Source organism: Sphingomonas sp. CFBP8993, from assembly GCF_034044895.1.
Lineage (GTDB): Bacteria > Pseudomonadota > Alphaproteobacteria > Sphingomonadales > Sphingomonadaceae > Sphingomonas.
In genome coordinates this window covers 611,960-630,045 of sequence record NZ_JAXCWU010000002.1, presented here as the reverse complement: position 1 = coordinate 630,045, position 18,086 = coordinate 611,960, and the positions used below count along the sequence as shown (strand labels likewise).

Here is an 18,086-nt window from a genome sequence, read left to right as displayed (position 1 = left end):
GGCCATGCATTCGCCCGTCGCGACCCCGTACGCGTCCTCCGCCGCCACCGACAAACCCTCGGTCCGGCCGTTTTTCGAGAACAAGGCCCGTGCCTTCTGGACGCTGCAGGCGGTCGGCTGGTCGGGCTATCTGGTCCAGCGCTCGGTGGTGGGCGTGTCCAACGGCTTTTCGCTCGAGAAGATCATCCCGATCATCATCGAGGCGATCCTGGGTTACTGCATCACCCTGCTGCTCTCGACGCTGTACGGCTATTACCGGCGGCTGCCGCGGCTGATGGGGGTGTTCCTGACGCTGGCGACGCTGGCCGCCGCGACCTTCCTCTATGCCGCGCTCAACGCCTTTTCCTTCTCGTTCATCACCACGACCCAGCCGGGGGTCACCGTCTCGCTGCTGCTCGGCAACCTGTTCATCACCTTCGAGGTGCTGGCGGGCTGGTCGGCGCTGTACTTCGCGATCAACTATTATCTGATCGTCGAGAGCCAGATCGACGAGATGCGCGCGCTGGAGCTCCAGGCGTCGACCGCGCAACTGGCGATGTTGCGCTATCAGCTGAACCCGCATTTCCTGTTCAACACGCTGAACTCGATCTCGACGCTGGTGCTGCTGAAACAGACCGAGCGGGCGAACGCGATGTTAAGCCGGCTGTCAGCCTTCCTGCGCTACACGCTGGCGAATGAGCCCACGGCGCATGTGACCGTGGCGCAAGAGGTTGAAACACTGAAACTCTATCTCGAAATCGAAAAGATGCGCTTCGAAGATCGCCTGCGTCCCAGTTTCGAGATCGACCCGCGGGCCGAGCGGGCGCGCCTGCCCTCGCTGCTGCTGCAACCGCTGGTCGAGAACGCTATCAAATACGCCGTCACGCCACAGGAAGAAGGCGCGGAAATTCGGGTCGATGTGCGACTGGTCGGGCAACGGGTGCGGATCGCCGTATCCGACACCGGCCCCGGCTTGCACGAAATCCGTCATTCCTCAAGCGTTTCGACCGGCGTTGGACTGTCCAATATCCGCGAACGGCTGGCCCAGGCCTATGGCCCGGACCATCGTTTCGAATCCCGCTCCGCGCCGGCTGGCGGATTCTCGGTCGAGATCGAGATCCCCTTCCAGCTTGAGAATGTGAACAGAGAGGCCGCATGACCATCCGCACCATCCTCGTCGACGACGAGCCCCTGGCGATCCAGGGACTGGAGATCCGTCTCCAGGCGCACGACGACGTCGAGATTATCGAGCGTTGCTCGAACGGGCGCGAGGCGATCCGCGCGATCAAGACGCACAAGCCCGACCTCGTCTTCCTCGACATCCAGATGCCGGGTTTCGACGGTTTCTCGGTGATCCAGGGCCTGATGGAGGTCGAACCACCGTTGTTCGTCTTCGTCACCGCCTATTCCGACCATGCCCTGCGCGCGTTCGAGGCGCAGGCGGTCGATTACCTGATGAAGCCAGTCGAGGAAGCGCGCCTGGCCGATACGCTGGACCGCGTGCGCCAGCGCCTGAACGAGAAGCGCGGCGCGGGCGAGGTCGAGAAGCTGAAGGAAGTGCTCGCCGAACACGCTCCCGACGCGGTCACGGACCTGAGCGAGGGCGGCGAAGTGGCGTCGAGCCGGTTCGAGAAGCTGATCAACATCAAGGACCGCGGCCAGATCTTCCGCGTCGATGTCGACACGATCGAAATGATCGAGGCGGCGGGCGATTACATGGTCATCAACACCGGCGACAACTCGCTGGTGCTGCGCGAGACGATGAAGGACCTGGAAAAGCGGCTCGATCCGCGTCGGTTCCAGCGGGTGCACCGCTCGACCATCGTCAATCTCGACCTGGTCAAGCAAGTCAAGCCGCACACCAACGGCGAATGTTTCCTGCTGCTCGAATCGGGGGCGCAGGTGAAGGTTTCGCGCAGCTACCGCGACGTGGTGGCGCGGTTCGTTCACTGAGAAATGTTCCTCCCCTTTAAGGGGAGGGGGACCAGCGAAGCTGGTGGAGGGGTGTCACCCTATCGAGAGCAGGACACCCCTCCGTCAGGCCTAACGGCCTGCCACCTCCCCTTGCAGGGGAGGAAGGGAGTTTACCGCAACCCCAGCATCTTGTGCGTTTGGAGCGTCAGCCGCCAGCGCGGCCGCTCCATCACCATGGCGATACACGCCTCGCGATGCGCCTCCGCCTGCGGATCGTCGAGCGGCTGAAGCAGGTGATTCGCGAAATCCCAGTTCTCGACCTCGGCGGGATCGATCCCCGCCTGGGGCCAGACCAGCTTCAATTCCTGGCCCGAACGCTGGACGACGTCCGATCCCGCCTTGGGGCTGATGCACACCCAGTCGATGCGCGGATGCGCCGCGATCGTGCCGTTGCTCTCAATCGCGATGAAGAAGCCCGCCGCATGGAGCGCATCGACCAGCGCATCGTCGACCTGGAGCATCGGCTCGCCCCCGGTCAGCACGACGAAACGCTCGTCCCGCGATCCGCCCCAGAAACCCTCGACCGCCGCGACCAGCGCGCCTGCATCGGCAAAACGCCCGCCGCCCAGGCCGTCGACTCCGACGAAATCGGTGTCGCAGAAACGGCAGATCGCGTTCGCCCGGTCCTGCTCGCGCCCCGACCACAGGTTGCATCCGGCGAAGCGCACGAACACCGCGCGCCGCCCGGCCTGCACGCCCTCACCCTGAAGGGTCAGGAACATCTCCTTGACGGCGTAGCTCACCGCCTCAGTCCTGCGGCTTGACCGCATAGGCGGTCGGATCGGGGATACCCGCTTCCTCGAACCCCTTGGAGCGCAGGCGGCAGCTGTCGCATTCGCCACAGTGCAGCCCCTCAGGCGTCGGGTCGTAGCAGGACCAGCTCAGCCCCATGTCGACGCCCAGCCGCGTGCCTTCGCGCACGATGTCGGCCTTGGTCATGTGCTGGAGCGGCGCGTGGATCTTGAACGGCTGCCCCTCGACGCCCGCCTTGGTCGCGATCTCGGCCAGCCCCTCAAAGGCGGCGATGAACTCGGGGCGGCAGTCGGGATAGCCCGAATAGTCGAGCGCATTGACCCCGATGAACAGGTCCCGCGCGCCCGCCGCCTCGGCCCAGCCCAGCGCCAGGCTGAGGAAGATCGTATTGCGGGCGGGGACATAGGTGACGGGAATGCCCGGCTGGACGCCGTCCTTGGGCACGTCGATATCGGCGGTCAGCGCGGATCCACCGAACGCGGACAGGTCGATCGGCAGGACGATGTGGCGCTCGGCGCCCAGCGACTCGGCGACGCGCGCGGCGGCGGCGAGCTCGACCTTGTGCCGCTGGTTATAATCGACCGACAGCGCGAGCACGCGATAGCCGGCGGCCTTGGCCGAAGCAGCGGAAATCATCGAGTCCAGCCCGCCCGAAACGAGCACGACCGCCATGGGAGCAGAAGATGTCATGATGGGCGCGATCGCTACGCCCATTGGCGCGCCGTTGCAATGCCGGGGTTATGGCAGGGTAAGAAACGGCGGGGCCGAAAGATCAGCCCCGCCAAGGACCTGGCCGGGCATGCTGATGACCCGGACGAGGGAGATTTCCGCTACTGAAAGCAGAAACCCGCCTTAGCAGCGGTTCGGTTAAAAAACCGGAAAAACCTGATCCGTTTCAGTTCTTCAGCTTCCAGCCCTTGCGCAGCAGGACATAGCAGAGGACGGCCATGGCGATGTCGATGCCCAGCACGACGAACCCGCCCAGCGTCACCGGCGAGTCGGCCAGGCCCAGAAAGCCGTAACGAAAGCCCGAAATGACGTAGAAGAACGGGTTGGCGTGACTGATCGCGCGGAAGGCCGGGGCCAGGCCGTCGACCGAATAGAAGGTGCCCGACAGCAGCGACAGCGGCACGACCACGAAATTGGTGACGGCCGCGGCGTGATCGAACTTCTCCGCCCAGATCGAGGTCAGCACGCCCAGCAACGCCAGGAAGATCGAACCCAGCAGGCCGAACCACAGCACCGCGAACAGCGCATGCGGCGTCACATGCACGCCCGGCCAGATCGCCATCGCCGCCCAGACGGTCACCCCGACCAGCACCGCGCGCGTCACCGCTCCGCCGACCAGCGCGGCCAGCAACTCGGCGGTCGACAGCGGCGGCATGAGGTAGTCGACGATCGTGCCCTGGATCTTGCCGACCAGCAGCGAGAAGCTGGCGTTCGCAAAGGCATTGTTCATCATGCCCATGACGATCAGGCCCGGCGCGATGAAATCGGCGAACGGCACCTGCGCGCCCGCGACCGGGACGGCATGGCGGCCACCCAGCGCGGTGGTGAAAATGATGAGATAAAGCAGCGTCGTGACCGACGGAGCCCAGATCGTCTGGAGCTGCACCTTGAAGAACCGGCGCACCTCCTTGATATAGAGGGTCTTGAGGCCGCCCCAGTTGATGTTCCGGATTACGGGCTCACCGGGGGCGGCACGCACCGCCGAGGGAATTTCGCCGATAGGGGGCTGGCTGCTCATCGCCATAGCGCGTAACCGTTGCCGTGGCCGCCCGCAACCCGGTACGATGATCGGCGGTTGCGATGATGAAGTAAGGAAAGGTTTCGAATGTCGTGGACCGATGAGCGGATCGATACGCTCAGGACGATGTGGGAGGCGGGACAGACCGCCAGCCAGATCGCCGAAGCACTGGGCGGGGTCAGCCGCAATGCGGTGATCGGCAAGGCGCACCGCCTGGGCCTTCAGGCGCGCCCGTCGCCGGTAAAGGCCAGCGAGCCTGCCCCCGCCGCCGAGCCGGTCGTCGCCGCGCCGCCGCCCCCTCCCGCGCCGGAACCGGAGCCCGAACCGATTCGCGCCGAGCCCGAGGTCGAGGACGAACCGGAAGCCGAAGTCGAAGCCGCACCGGTGCGCGAGCCGCAGCCGATCCTGCGCTCGGTCGGCCCTGGCGGCTTTGTCCGCCAGTCGCCCGGCGAGCAGCAGCCGCCGCCCTCGCCCGCCCCGCCGCGTCGCCTGGTCCCGGCCAAGCCCAGCCCCGAGATGGCGGGCAAGACCTCGCTGCTCGAGCTGAACGATCGCATCTGCAAGTGGCCGATCGGCCATCCGGGTGAGCCGGACTTCCACTTCTGTGGCGACAAGGTCAATCCGGGCTTCCCGTACTGCGTCGCGCATTGCGGCCATGCCTATCAGGCACAGCTGCCGCGCCGCGACCGCCGTCCGCCGCCGCCCCTGCCCTTCGGCGGCCCGCGCGTTCGCTGATCGGGTTCGGACGAATCAAAAAAGCCCGCCGGTTTCGTAACCGGCGGGCTTTTTCGTGGCTGGCGTCATGCCGTGCTCTTCGACGTCGCTCGGGCCGGACGGAGGGCGAGCCATGAGGCGCCGCCGCCGTTCACTCTGAGCGAAGTCGAAGCGCCCGCCCCGCCGCTTTCCTCAAGCGACGGGGCGCGGCTCGCATCAGAAGCGGAACGCCGCCGTCGCGCGCAGCGAATGCCAGCGGAACTTGTCGTCCGAGCGACGGAGATCCGTACCGGCCGTGTTGGGGGCCAGCACGAACGGGTTCGTCGCGGGCGCCGAACCCTGAGTCACGCGGACGCGCGTGTCGTCGTCCTGATACTGGTGGTACATATATTCCATGCCGATCGAGAAGTTGCGCCCGATCTTCTGTTCGATACCGCCGCCGCCAAGCAAACCGAACTGGTTGCGCTTGCCGCTGAGAGCAAAGGCGTTGGCGCCGTTCGAGGTCGCGAACTCACGGTTGATGCGGGCATAGCCGCCGCCGAACGTGCCGTAGAACAGCGTGTTGTTCGCCGCATAGCCCAGGCGACCACGGACCGAGGCTTCCCAGTCGATGCTGCGCGTGAAGGTGTACCAGGCCGGGGTGGTCGAGAAGGCCGAGACGCTGTCGGTGATTTCCGACTTACCGAACTCGCCGACCGCACCGTACACGATGTTGCCCGCCTGATGGTCGATGCCGACGCGGCCATAATAGGCGATGCCGTCCTTGTCGTTGTCACAGCCCGTCGCGGCGTTCTGCGGCGACAGGGTGCTGCGCGCACGACCGTTGCAGAAGCCCGGCGAGAAGGCGTTGGCACCGGTCGAGGTCGTCACCACGTCGCCGAAGCGGCCGTCGAGGTTGCGGTCGAACAGGAACCGCGAGCCGACATCGTTGGGCTGCACGTCATAGCCGAAGCTGCCGCCGACATAGACGCCGGAGAAAGGCGCAGCGTCCTCGCCGGCATAGCTGCTGTCCTGCGCCATCGCAGGCGCGGCGATCAACGCCGAGGCCATGGCCCCCGCCATCCAGAATTTCATCATTATCACTCCCGTACCCTTGGCATAAAGGTATCGCGGTAACGGTCCGGGTCGGTGAAAATATCCCACGTTAGAATATCGGCAAAGCTTTGTTGCATTTGCGCAACGCGCCAGGGCGCTGGCGCAAGCGTCCTGCACCGCCTATAGTTCCCGTTATGTCCAATGATCTGTTCGCGGGCGGTGCCCGTCCCCAACCCGCCTATGACGCCTCCTCGATCGAGGTGCTGGAGGGGCTGGAGCCGGTGCGTCGCCGCCCGGGCATGTATATCGGCGGCACCGACGAGCGCGCGCTCCACCATCTGGCGGCCGAAGTCCTCGACAACGCCATGGACGAAGCGGTGGCGGGCCATGCCAACCGGATCGAGGTCAAGCTGGAGCCGGGCAACCGCCTGACCATCGTCGATAATGGGCGCGGCATTCCGGTCGATCCGCATCCCAAATTCCCGGACAAGTCGGCGCTGGAGGTGATCCTGTCGACGCTCCACTCGGGCGGCAAGTTCACCGGCAAGGCCTATGCGACTTCCGGCGGTCTGCACGGCGTCGGCATCTCGGTGGTCAACGCGCTGTCGTCGGACACGGTGGTCGAGGTGGCGCGGGAGCGTATCCTCTATCGCCAGCGTTTCGCGCGAGGCCAAACGCTGGGCGCGCTGGAGACGGTCGGTGCGGCCCCCAACCGGCGCGGCACCAGCGTGGCCTTCACCCCCGACACCGAGATTTTCGGGCCCGAGCTGAACTTCAAGCCCACGCGGCTGCACAAGCTGGTCCGCTCCAAGGCCTATCTGTTCGCGGGCGTCGAGATACGCTGGCACTGCGCGCCCGAGCTGATCACCGACGACACGCCGGCGGACGCGGTCTTCCAGTTTCCCGGCGGCCTGGCCGACCATCTCAAGGAACAGATCGGCGGCCGGGAATGCGCCACCGCCGATTTCTTCTCCGGCAACCAGGATTTCCCCGGCGAGCAGGGCCGCGTCGAATGGGCGGTCGCATGGCCGCTCTGGAGCGACGGCAGCTATAGCTGGTATTGCAACACCATCCCGACCCCCGATGGCGGCACCCATGAACAGGGCCTGCGCCAGGCGCTCGTGCGCGGCCTGCGCGCGTTCGGCGAGCTGGTGAACCAGAAAAAGGCCAAGGATATCACCGCCGACGACGTCATGGTCGGCTCCGAATTGATGCTCTCGGTCTTCATCCGCGAACCGCAATTCCAGAGCCAGACCAAGGATCGACTGACCAGCCCGGAGGCAGCGGGCCTGGTCGAAAAGGCGGTGCGCGACCATTTCGACCATTATCTGTCGGCGAACATGGATCGCGGCAAGGCGTTGCTCGGCTATGTGCTCGACCGGATGGACGAGCGGCTGCGTCGCAAGGCCGAGCGCGAGGTCAAGCGCAAGACCGCGACTTCCGCGCGCAAGCTGCGCTTGCCCGGCAAGCTGACCGACTGTTCGGCTGACAGCCCGGAAGGCACCGAGCTGTTCATCGTCGAGGGCGACTCGGCGGGCGGCTCGGCCAAGCAGGCGCGCGACCGCAAGACGCAGGCGATCCTGCCCATCCGTGGCAAGATCCTGAACGTGGCCTCGGCGACCTCGGCCAAGATCCTCCAGAACCAGGAAATCGCCGACCTGACCCTGGCCATGGGTTGCGGCACGCGCAAGGATTGCGACCCGACCCAGCTGCGCTACGAAAAGATCGTCATCATGACCGACGCCGATGTCGACGGCGCGCATATCGCCACGCTGCTGATGACCTTCTTCTTCCAGGAAATGCCCGACCTTGTCCGTCGCGGGCACCTGTATCTGGCCCAGCCGCCGCTCTATCGCCTGACGGTCGGCGCCAAGTCGCTCTACGCCCGCGACGACGCCCACCGCGCCCAGCTGGAGCGCACGGCGTTCAAGGGTAAGAAGGTCGACGTCGCGCGCTTCAAGGGCCTGGGCGAGATGAACCCCGGCCAGCTGCGCGAAACCACCATGGACCCCGCCAGCCGCAGCCTGATCCGCATCACCCTGCCCCAGGAATATGAGGAGCGTGCGGGCGTGAAGGACCTGGTCGATCGGCTGATGGGCAACAACCCGGCCCACCGCTTCGCCTTCATCCAGGAAAATGCGGCGCGGCTGGACGAAGAGGTGATCGACGCTTGAGGCTGGAGACTTGCAAACAAGATTAAAGTTTGAAAGGATCTTCGCTTTCCCATCCGGCATTTCAAGTCACGCCACTCTTTCATGATGACATAGGTCGCAGGGGACTGTCCTTATGCTTTTGCTGGCTTTTACCCTTCAAGTACAATCGCCGCCTCCCCCGCCCCGCCCCGAATTGCAGCCGAATCAACCGGCCGAGATGGATGCCACGGTCGTGGTGACCGGCAAAAGCTTGCCCTCTACTCGAGAAGCGCTTGAAAAGTGTCTGGCAACGAAATGTCCGTCGAAGGAGGACATCGCCAAATCGCTCGCTTATGCGGAAGTCCAGTTCATGAGCGGCGACTATAAGGGCAGTCGCAAAACATTGCTGGCTGCACGGCATCGTAACGCCAATCAGGCAAGTTCTCTCCCCTATGATGTCGCCAGACTACACCGCGCGTTGAGCCGGATCACTCGGTTGAACGGCATTGCGATCAACCCCCGCGTCAATGCGGCGGACGCGGTCTATGCCCTCCGCGCCGGCCTTCCTGCCGCCTCGCCCGCCATTTTCGCTCAACGACTGGAGGTCGGCGACGAACTGGCGCGCGAGGGACGCCTCAACGGAGCGTTACAGCATTACGACTGGGTGGCGCGAGAGGCCGGGAAGGCGGGGCTGAAAGCCTCGACCGGCATGGCCTATCTACGGTCGGCTATCTTGTTGACGGCGGTCGCGGCCGAACAGCCGCCCTACCGCAATCGTGCAATGGCGGCGGTGACGCGCATCATGAAGTTGGAGGGATCGGACATGCTGCCGTTCCGCAATGCCGCTCGTGCTCTGCAAATCCAGATTGTACCCGAGCAAGACCGGGCATCGATCGCCGCGCGGCTGGCACCTGAGATGGAATTGGGCGACGATGGACAGCAGATGCTTGTCTACGCCCCGATGATCGATACCAGCCGGATGCCCTTCGGCTCTGCCGCCGGGGAAGAGGCGCCCGCCTATGCTGATATCAGCTTTCGCGTCATGCCTGACGGCCGCGTCACCGACGTTACCCCGATAACCGTCACCCAAACAGTCCGTCCGATCTGGGTCGAGGCCATAACCAAGGCGCTGGCCGAACGCCGGTATACACCACGCCGGGCCAAGGCCGGCGACGGGGGAATGCTGCATCTGGAACGGTACAGCTTCGTATCTCCACTCATCGCCGACTCCGGTTCACGAATGCCCCGCCGTTCGCCTACCCGTGAAATTAACACGACCGATCTGACGGCTGCCATTCCTGATCGATAGGTGCCGCGGCGCATTGGCAGCGTGCATCCCCATGCGTTGACGACGGCGAGCAATAGCCCGTATGATCAGGAAGGGCGGCCAACTGTGCCGCCCTTTGCTGTTTGAAGGAGACACCCCGTGACCATCACCGCCCTGATGCCCGTCTACCCACGGTGCGGGGTGCGTCCGGTCCGAGGCGAGGGCGTCTACCTTTATGGTGAAGACGGCCAGCAATATCTGGACTTTGCTGCGGGCATCGCGGTCAACGCGCTGGGCCATGGCCACCCCAAGCTGGTCGAGGCGATCGCGAACCAGGCCGCGACGCTGATGCACGTGTCGAACCTGTACGGCAGCCCGCAGGGCGAGCATTTCGCGCAGCGGCTGGTCGATTCGACCTTCGCCGACACGGTGTTCTTCACCAATTCGGGTGCCGAAGCGGTCGAGTGCGCGATCAAGACCGCGCGCCGCTATCACTTCGCCAATGGCAATCCGCAGCGTCACACGCTGATCACGTTCAACAACGCGTTCCATGGCCGGACGCTGGGCGCGATCTCGGCGACCAACCAGCCCAAGATGCGCGACGGGTTCGAGCCGCTGCTGCCGGGCTTCGCCTATGCCCCGTTCGACGATCTGGAAGCCGCGCTGGCGCTGATCGACGAGAACACCGCCGGTTTCCTGGTCGAGCCGATCCAGGGCGAAGGCGGCCTGCGTCCGGCCAGCATGGAATTCCTGCAGGGCCTGCGCAAGGCGTGCGACGAGCATGGCCTGCTGCTGGTGCTGGACGAGGTGCAGTGCGGCTATGGTCGTACCGGCAAGTTCTTCGCGCATGAGCTGTACGGCGTGAAGCCGGACATCATGGCGGTCGCCAAGGGGATCGGCGGCGGCTTCCCGCTGGGCGCATGCCTGGCGACCGAGGAAGCGGCCAAGGGCATGGTCGCGGGCACGCATGGCTCGACCTATGGCGGCAACCCGCTGAGCATGGCCGCTGGTGAAGCGGTGCTCGACGTGATCCAGGAGCCGGGCTTCCTCGAGCATGTCGAGGCGATGGGCCAGCGCCTGCGCTCGACGCTGGAGCAGATGATCCCGAACTTCGACCATCTGTTCGAGGAAGTGCGCGGCCACGGCCTGATGCAGGGCCTGAAGATGAAGAGCGACAGCCGTCGTTTCGTGGCGCATTGCCGCGACCATCACGGGTTGCTGCTGGTAGCGGCGGGCGAGAACGTCATCCGCATCCTGCCACCGCTGGTCATCGACGAAAGCCACATCACCGAGTTCGCGACGAAGCTGTCGGACGCCGCGCGCGTCTACGTGCCCGCTGCCGACGATTGATATCTTTGCCACCCCGGCGGCACCGTCCGCCGGGGGACGGAGTACCGACCCATGACGATCCGCCACTTCCTGAACCTCGCCGACGCCGGTCCCGAGGGTGTGACCGCCATTTTGCAGGATGCGCAAGCCCGCAAGACTGCCCGCGCCGGTTTTCCGAAGGGCCGCGTCGATGCCGACGCCCCGCTCGCCGGCCACACGCTCGCCATGGTGTTCGAGAAGAACTCGACCCGCACCCGTGTCAGCTTCGACATGGCGATCCGCCAGCTCGGCGGCACCTCGATCGTGCTCGATGCGGGCACCATGCAACTGGGTCGCGGCGAGACGATCGCCGACACCGCGCGCATCCTGTCGGGCTATACCGATGCGATCATGATCCGCACCGACGACCATGCCAAGGTCGAGGAAATGGCACATTATGCCAGCGTGCCGGTCATCAACGGCCTGACCGACCTGTCGCATCCGTGCCAGATCATGGCCGACCTGCTGACCGTGATCGAGGCGGGCAAGACCCTGTCCGGCCTGAAGGTCGCGTGGCTGGGCGACGGCAACAATGTGCTGCATTCGATCGTCGAGGCGGGCGGGCTGCTCGGCTTCGACGTGGTGGCCGCCTGCCCCGATGGCTATCAGCCCGAAGCGGCCACGCTGGCGTTGGGCCAGGGCCGTGCGACCTGCACCACCGATCCGCGCGCCGCGGTCGAGGGCGCGGACATCGTCGTGACCGACACCTGGATCTCGATGGGCCAGTCCCATGCCGAGGAAAAGCTGGCGGCGATGATGCCCTATCAGGTCAATGCCGAGCTGATGGCGCTGGCCAAGCCGGATGCGAAGTTCCTCCACTGCCTGCCCGCGCACCGCGACGAGGAAGTGACCTCGGACGTGATCGACGGCCCGCAGTCACTGATCTGGCCGGAGGCGGAGAACCGGCTCCACGCCCAGAAGTCGGTGCTGCGCTGGTGCTTCGGCCAGATCGGTTGATCGCGGCCCGCCCCATACTATCTATGGAAAGGCCGGCGGGTTCGTCGGCCTTTTCTCTTTTCCCCGCCGCACCGGCATCACATCGCCCGGACGCTCTCCGGTGCGTAGAGGCACGACCATGACCGACATCACCCTGCCCGACCTCGACCGCGCGATCGCGTTCACCATCCCGCAGCAACATGCGCGCGGACGGATGGTGCGGCTCGGGCCCGTGCTGGACGAGATCCTGACGTCGCATGCCTATCCGCCTGCGATCGAACGGCTGCTGGCCGAGGCGCTGACCCTGACCGCGCTGATGGGCGCGACGCTGAAGGACACCAACGGCCAGCTGACGATCCAGACGCGCAGCGACAGCGGCGTGATCCGGCTGCTGGTCTGCGACTATCGCGGCGGCGAGTTGCGCGGCTATATCCAGTATGACGAGGACCGGCTGGCCGAGTTGCCCGCCGACCCGACGCTGTTTGCGCTGTTCGGCCAGGGCTATCTGGCGATCACCTTCGATCTGGCGGTGACGGGCGAGCGGTATCAGGGCATCGTGCCGCTGGACGGCGAGACGCTGTCGGCCGCCGCCGAGAGCTATTTCACCCAGTCCGAACAGATCCCCAGCCTGCTGCGCGTCGGCATCGCCAAGGGGCCTGACGGTCGCACGGTCGCGGGCGGCCTGTTCCTGCAGCATTTGCCCGAGGGCGAGGAAGGCCGCGAGCGACTGCACGTCAAGCTCGACCATCCCGAATGGGAGCATGTCCAGGCGCTGGGCGAGACGATGCAGGTTGAGGAACTGGCCGACGCCGCACTGCCGCTGGAGACGCTGGTGTGGCGGCTGTTCAACGAGGAGCAGAATGTTCGCGTGTCGGAATCGCCCGCCATCGTGCGGGGGTGCCGCTGCTCGGCCGACTATATCGCCAGCGTGATCACCAAGTTCTCGATCGACGAACGGCGCGAGATGGCGGATGCCGATGGCCTGATCCAGATCGACTGTGCGTTCTGCGCGAAGAAATTCCCGGTGCCCTTCGACGCCGAACCGGTGGCCTGACCGTAAGATACTCCCCGGTACGGGGCGGACTGGACCGGTTCCTGTTCCCCGGCAAAGGCCGGGGTCTAGGTTCGGAATGTTCGAAATGGGGCGGATCGACGCGTGGCAGGCATCGCCTGCTGATCGCGTTTGCCTCCCACGTGGCGCACTCCAGCACCCCCAGCCGCTGTGCAACTGGATCCCGGCCCGCGCCGGGATACGGGATGTATTATGGACTTACCCGCCCAGCGCCTCGACCAGCGCCTTGACCTTTTGCTGGCGCCATTGCGGCAGCGGGGCGACCAGCCAGTACCCCATGCGCGACGGCACAGCCTCGCCGGTGGCGACCACCCGCCCCTCGGCCAGATCGCGTTCGGCAAGCAGTTGCGGGACGATGGCACGGCCCAGTCCGGCGGCGACCGCGTCGATCGCCAGGCCCGCATCGGTGACGCGGACCAGCGGGGCGCCCTCCTCCGGCGCGCCCGGCCAGGCGATCAGGGGTGCGTCGCCAGAACCGCCGGGCGCGCCGATCGGGATCATGCCATCCGACTCGATCGCCTCACCCTCCAGCCCGCCGGGCCCGTCACCCCAGCGTATGGCCAGGTCCAGATTGGCCTCGGTAAAGTCGAGCCCCTCGTCCGATGCGATCAGCGAGAAGCGCAGATCGGGGTCCCCCGCCGCGATCGCCGCCAAGCGCGGCATCAGCCACTTCTCGGTCACGTCGCGTGGCGCAGCGATGGTCAGCGACTTGGACGACTGGCCCGCCTGCATGGCACGCACCGCATCCTCGAACTGCAGGAAGCCTGCGCGCAAGGGGGCAAGCCCCGCCTCCGCTTCCGGGGTCAGTTCCAGCCCGCGCGTCGTGCGACGGAACAGGACGACGCCCAGCGTATCCTCCAGCGCGCGAATCTGCTGCCCGACCGCCGCCGGGGTCACCGCCAGCTCATCGGCGGCGCGCGTGAAGCTCAGATGGCGCGCGGCGGCGTCCAGCACGCGCAGGCCGTTGAGCGGCAGGTGCGTGCGCTTCACGATTCCACCGCCGGGGCGATCAGCGCGAAATGCGGGATGGCCGCGTCGAAGGTCACGCCGTCCGCGCCGACCATGCGATAGCTGCCCTGCATCGCGCCGCTGGTCGTCGCCAGCGGACAGCCCGAGACATAGTCGTAGGACGCGCCCGGCTGGATCACCGGCTGCTCGCCGACCACGCCTTCGCCCTCGACCGAATGGCGCGCGCCGCGTCCATCGGTGATGATCCAGCGGCGGGTGAGCAACTGCACCGGCTGGTCGCCCTCATTCTCGATGCGCACATGATAGGCCCAGAACCAGCGCCCGCGCTGCGGCTCGGACTGTTCGGGCAGATAGCTGACCGACACGCGGATCGTCACCGGCCCGCTGGTCAGCGCATGGGGAAAGAGCGCCTTCACAGACCCACGACGCGCAAGGCCTGATCGAGATCGTCGATCAGGTCGTCGGGATCTTCCAGTCCGATGTTCAGGCGCAGCATCCCCTCGCCGATGCCCATCTCGATCCGCTTCTCCTCGGCGACCCCGGCATGGGTGGTCGAGGCGGGGTGCGTCATCAGCGAGCGCGAGTCGCCGATATTGTTCGAGATATCGATCAGCTCCAGCGCGTCGAGCAGGCCGTGCGCCTGTTCGCGCCCGCCGTCCAGTTCCAGCGCGAAGATGCTGCCACCCGCCTTCATCTGGCGCATGGCGAGTTCGTGCTGCGGATGGCTGGGCAGCGCGGGGCACAGGACGCGCGGCACGCGGCCCTCCAGGAAGGTCGCGACCTTCAGCGCCGATTCCGACTGGCGATGGATACGCAGGTCCAGCGTCTCCAGACCCTTCAGCACTACCCAGGCGTTGAACGCGGACAGCGTCGGGCCGGTGTTGCGGGTAAAGGGCAGCAGCGTGTTGTTGATGAAATCCTCGGTCCCGCACACCGCGCCCGCCAATACGCGGCCCTGCCCGTCCATCATCTTGGTGGCGGAATAGGCGGTCACGTCCGCGCCGAAATCCATCGGCCGCTGGAGCGCAGGCGTCGCAAAAGCGTTGTCGACGACGGTGGTGATGCCACGCTCGCGCGCGATGGCGCAGATCGCCTCCAGGTCGGCGACGTCCATCGTCGGGTTGGCGGGCGTCTCGAAGAAGAAGACCTTCGTCTCGGGCTTCACCGCGTCCAGGAACGCCTGCGGGTCGCGGGCGTCGACGACCGTGGTGGCGATGCCGAACTTGGGGAGCAGCGTGTCGGTCAGCCAGCGGCACGATCCGAACGCCGCGCGCCCGCCGACCAGATGGTCACCCGCCTGCAACTGGCAGAGCAGCACCGCGGTCATCGCCGCCATGCCCGACGCCATGGTGCGGCACGCCTCCGCCCCCTCCAGCAGGGCGATGCGCTGTTCCAGCATCTCGACGGTCGGGTTCTGCAGGCGGGAATAGGTCATCCCCTCCTGCTCGCCCGCGAACCGCGCCGCCGCATCGCCCGCCCGGTCGTAGCAATAGCCCGAGGTCAGGAAGAGTGCTTCGGAGGTTTCGCCATACTCCGACCGCGCGGTGCCGCCGCGCACGGCCTGCGTCGCGGGGCGCCATTGGGAAGTGATCGAACGGTCCTGGCCAGTCTTGCGCTTCATGCGCGTTCATTTGCCGGTCCGGGGGGCGGGGTTCAAGGATATTCCGACGCCGATGGCCAAGTGTAGCCGTTACTGTGGCGGAACGAAACAGCGTGACGCCCGGTTATCGGCATCCAAACCGAACAGGGAGAATATGCATGAAGATCCGTATCGGCCTGCTGATGGCCGCCAGCCTGGTGTCGCTGTCGGCCTGTGGCGGCAAGGGGACCGACAAGCTGGCCGAAAATGTCGAGAAGGCTGCCGACAACCGCGCCGACGGCATGGAAGACCAGGCGGATGCGCTGCGCAACCAGGCCAAGATGCTCGACAAGCAGGCCGAGAAGACCCGCGACTATGCCGAGGACCGTGCCGACGCGATCAAGGCCGCCGACGTCAACGCCGCCGCCATGAGCCCGGAGCAGCGCGAGGCGGTCATCGACAATCAGGCGGCGGCGGTACGCTGATATATATCCTCCCCGGTACGGGGAGGTGGCAGCGCATAGCGCTGACGGAGGGGGGCTTCCTCATGGGATGTCCTTGGCGGCAAGCCCCCTCCACCACTGCTTCGCAGCGGTCCCCCTCCCCGTGCCGGGGAGGATTTCCGATTACTGCGCCTCGCGGTGGTTGGTGACCTTGCCATAGATCGGCTTGGCGACCGTGGTCAGCCTGTCGCTGGTATCGCCAGTCAGGTCGAAGAACAGGATGCGGTTCGCCCCCGCCTTCAGCCAGGGCGCGGGCGTGTAAAGCGTGTGCACCGGCCCGATCCCCCAGAAACGACCCAGATTATGGTCGTTCAGCCACAACTGCCCCTTATGCGCGCCGCGCATGTCGAGATAGGTGTCGCCGGGCTTGGCCACCGTCATCTCCGCCTCGTAGAAGCAGGGCCCGGTGCACGGGTTCGCCGACAGCTTCAGCCTGGCCAGATTGTCCATTGGCAGGCGGAACATCTGCCAATCGGTCAACGGCGCGCCCGCCAGCGTCACCGCCCCGGTCAGGCCGGTCTGCTCGGTGCGGATCGCGTGGGAATAATTCACCCGGCCGGTATTCTCGACCAGGATGTTGAGCACCGTCGGCCGGGTGCGCGCGGGCAGATCGACCGTTTCCTGATCCAGCCGCCGGTCGAGCGTGCCGACCAGCGTCTTGTCGAGATACACCTGCGCATAGCTGTGCATGCCTTTCAGGGTCAGCGGTCCGGCCGCGCCCGCCGGCACGGTCACGCGGTATAGGACATAGCCGTAATTCTGGTCGAGTTCTTCGAACGTCATCGGCGCGGCCGCGCGCACCGGCGTCGGCAGATTGTCCCACAGCGACGCGCTACGCCGTACCGCCGATACCGGGAAGGTCGTCGCCACCGTCGGCGCGGGCGTGGGCGCGGCGGGCTTGCCGGTTACATCGGCGATGGCGGCAGCGATCAGGCCGTATTTGTAGCGGGGATTGCCCGCCTCATCGATCGGCGCGTCATAGTCATAGCTGGTCGTGTCGGGATGATAGTCCTTGCCGGTGTGCGAGTCCGCGCCGTTCATCCAGCCGAAAGTGGTGCCGCCATGCACCATGTAGAGTGAGATGGAATAGCCGCGCTTGAGCATATAGGCCATTTCCTCGGCCTCTTTCCTGCCGTCCGTCTCGTGGTGCTCCTCGCCCCATTTGTCGAACCAGCCCGCCCAATATTCGCCGACCATGCGCAGGCCGTCCGGGCGATACGCCTCCAGCTTGGCGACCGAGCTTTGCGCGCCGCCCGAACCGAAATTCACGACCGACGGCAGGTTGGGCAGCGAGCCCTTGGCCAGGTCGCCGCCCTGGTTCGAGGTGAACAGGATGCCGTCGGCGAACCCGGCCCGCTTGTAGCTCACCTCAAGTCCGCGCAAATACGCCTGGTCGTCGCCGAACGCGCCATATTCGTTTTCCAACTGCACCGCGACGATCGGCCCGCCATTCTTCAGCAGCAGCGGCTTGACCTCCTGCCCCAGCCGCATCAGCCAGCGATCGACCGCGGCGGTATATTGGGGATCGGTCGAGCGCAGGACCAGCTTGCGATCCTTGAGCAGCCAGGACGGATAGCCGCCCAACTCCCACTCGGCACAGACATAGGGGCCGGGGCGCAGGATCACGTCCAGCCCCTCGGCCTGCGCGTCGCGGATGAAGGCGACGATGTCGTTCTGGCCACTGAAATCATAAGTGCCGGGACGCGGCTCATGCGCGTTCCAGAAGGCGTAGGTGGTGATGGTGTTCAGCCCCATCGCCTTGGCCTTGCGCAGCCGGTCGCGCCAATAGGCACGGGGGATGCGGACATAGTGCATCTCGCCCGAGATCACCTGATGCGGCTGGCCGTTGCGCAGGAAGCCCTTGCCCTGCACCGCGAAGGTCCGGGGCGGCCCGTCATTGGCAAGCGGGCTTTGCGCCGACAGCGGCGACAGCGCCGAAGCCGCCAGAATTCCACACAAGATCGATCGAACCGCTCGCGTCACGTCACTCTCCCGTCATTCGGACATGGCGGGACGAGATGTCTGACGATCATTGCCCGCCCTTGCCCTTTTGCCATG

17 protein-coding genes are annotated in these 18,086 nt (G+C 65.9%); 9 read left to right on the top strand and 8 right to left on the bottom strand.

Going from position 1 to position 18,086, the window contains the following annotated elements:
• Positions 1-4: 4 nt before the first annotated feature.
• Complete coding sequence (locus SOM26_RS06110) at positions 5-1,138, top strand: sensor histidine kinase (protein ID WP_414712024.1); 1,134 nt, start codon at positions 5-7, stop codon at positions 1,136-1,138.
• Entirely contained in the window at positions 1,135-1,932 is a 798-nt protein-coding gene (locus tag SOM26_RS06105) for a LytR/AlgR family response regulator transcription factor (protein ID WP_320451826.1), read from the top strand. The genes SOM26_RS06110 and SOM26_RS06105 overlap by 4 nt, the downstream gene beginning before the upstream one ends.
• A 131-nt stretch (positions 1,933-2,063) precedes the next feature.
• On the opposite strand, the gene queE is transcribed toward SOM26_RS06105, so the two are convergent.
• From queE to SOM26_RS06090, 3 genes are all read right to left on the bottom strand, one after another.
• The gene (gene queE / locus SOM26_RS06100) at positions 2,064-2,696 is read right to left on the bottom strand and encodes a 7-carboxy-7-deazaguanine synthase (RefSeq protein ID WP_320451825.1); all 633 of its coding nucleotides are present in this window, start codon (positions 2,694-2,696) and stop codon (positions 2,064-2,066) included.
• A gap of 4 nt (positions 2,697-2,700) precedes the next feature.
• Positions 2,701-3,396 (bottom strand): 7-cyano-7-deazaguanine synthase QueC, encoded by a 696-nt coding sequence (gene queC / locus SOM26_RS06095; protein WP_320451824.1) that lies wholly within the window; start codon positions 3,394-3,396, stop codon positions 2,701-2,703.
• Between the two features lie 205 nt (positions 3,397-3,601).
• Positions 3,602-4,453: an ABC transporter permease gene (locus tag SOM26_RS06090; RefSeq protein ID WP_320451823.1), complete on the bottom strand. Its 852-nt coding sequence runs from the start codon at positions 4,451-4,453 to the stop codon at positions 3,602-3,604.
• A gap of 87 nt (positions 4,454-4,540) precedes the next feature.
• On the opposite strand from SOM26_RS06090, the gene SOM26_RS06085 reads away from it, so the two are divergent.
• Complete coding sequence (locus tag SOM26_RS06085) at positions 4,541-5,188, top strand: GcrA family cell cycle regulator (RefSeq protein ID WP_320451822.1); 648 nt, start codon at positions 4,541-4,543, stop codon at positions 5,186-5,188.
• A gap of 195 nt (positions 5,189-5,383) precedes the next feature.
• On the opposite strand, the gene SOM26_RS06080 is transcribed toward SOM26_RS06085, so the two are convergent.
• Positions 5,384-6,244, bottom strand: coding sequence for an outer membrane protein (locus SOM26_RS06080; protein ID WP_320451821.1), 861 nt, complete (start codon positions 6,242-6,244; stop codon positions 5,384-5,386).
• 152 nt (positions 6,245-6,396) lie between these two features.
• On the opposite strand from SOM26_RS06080, the gene parE reads away from it, so the two are divergent.
• From parE to hslO, 5 genes are all read left to right on the top strand, one after another.
• The gene (gene parE, locus SOM26_RS06075) at positions 6,397-8,376 is read left to right on the top strand and encodes a DNA topoisomerase IV subunit B (RefSeq protein WP_320451820.1); all 1,980 of its coding nucleotides are present in this window, start codon (positions 6,397-6,399) and stop codon (positions 8,374-8,376) included.
• Positions 8,377-8,488: 112 nt separating this feature from the next.
• Positions 8,489-9,643, top strand: a complete 1,155-nt coding sequence (locus SOM26_RS06070; RefSeq protein ID WP_320451819.1) for a hypothetical protein — start codon at positions 8,489-8,491, stop codon at positions 9,641-9,643.
• A gap of 117 nt (positions 9,644-9,760) precedes the next feature.
• Positions 9,761-10,951: an aspartate aminotransferase family protein gene (locus SOM26_RS06065; RefSeq protein ID WP_320451818.1), complete on the top strand. Its 1,191-nt coding sequence runs from the start codon at positions 9,761-9,763 to the stop codon at positions 10,949-10,951.
• A 51-nt stretch (positions 10,952-11,002) separates the two neighbouring features.
• Entirely contained in the window at positions 11,003-11,926 is a 924-nt protein-coding gene (argF, locus tag SOM26_RS06060) for an ornithine carbamoyltransferase (protein ID WP_320451817.1), read from the top strand.
• Positions 11,927-12,044: 118 nt separating this feature from the next.
• Positions 12,045-12,959: an Hsp33 family molecular chaperone HslO gene (gene hslO / locus SOM26_RS06055; RefSeq protein ID WP_320451816.1), complete on the top strand. Its 915-nt coding sequence runs from the start codon at positions 12,045-12,047 to the stop codon at positions 12,957-12,959.
• Between the two features lie 216 nt (positions 12,960-13,175).
• Here hslO and SOM26_RS06050 read toward each other — a convergent pair whose 3' ends face one another.
• Genes SOM26_RS06050 through SOM26_RS06040 form a run of 3 tightly spaced genes read right to left on the bottom strand, consistent with a single transcriptional unit; the run spans position 13,176 to position 15,567 of the window.
• Complete coding sequence (locus tag SOM26_RS06050; protein ID WP_320451815.1) at positions 13,176-13,967, bottom strand: LysR family transcriptional regulator; 792 nt, start codon at positions 13,965-13,967, stop codon at positions 13,176-13,178.
• Positions 13,964-14,362 (bottom strand): Co2+/Mg2+ efflux facilitator ApaG/CorD, encoded by a 399-nt coding sequence (gene apaG / locus SOM26_RS06045; protein WP_320451814.1) that lies wholly within the window; start codon positions 14,360-14,362, stop codon positions 13,964-13,966. The genes SOM26_RS06050 and apaG overlap by 4 nt, the downstream gene beginning before the upstream one ends.
• The gene (locus SOM26_RS06040; protein ID WP_320451813.1) at positions 14,359-15,567 is read right to left on the bottom strand and encodes a trans-sulfuration enzyme family protein; all 1,209 of its coding nucleotides are present in this window, start codon (positions 15,565-15,567) and stop codon (positions 14,359-14,361) included. Before SOM26_RS06040 ends, apaG begins: the two co-directional genes overlap by 4 nt.
• Positions 15,568-15,704: 137 nt before the next feature.
• On the opposite strand from SOM26_RS06040, the gene SOM26_RS06035 reads away from it, so the two are divergent.
• Positions 15,705-16,010 (top strand): hypothetical protein, encoded by a 306-nt coding sequence (locus SOM26_RS06035; RefSeq protein WP_320451812.1) that lies wholly within the window; start codon positions 15,705-15,707, stop codon positions 16,008-16,010.
• A gap of 141 nt (positions 16,011-16,151) precedes the next feature.
• Here SOM26_RS06035 and SOM26_RS06030 read toward each other — a convergent pair whose 3' ends face one another.
• Complete coding sequence (locus SOM26_RS06030) at positions 16,152-18,011, bottom strand: glycoside hydrolase family 35 protein (RefSeq protein WP_320451811.1); 1,860 nt, start codon at positions 18,009-18,011, stop codon at positions 16,152-16,154.
• Positions 18,012-18,086: the final 75 nt, after the last annotated feature.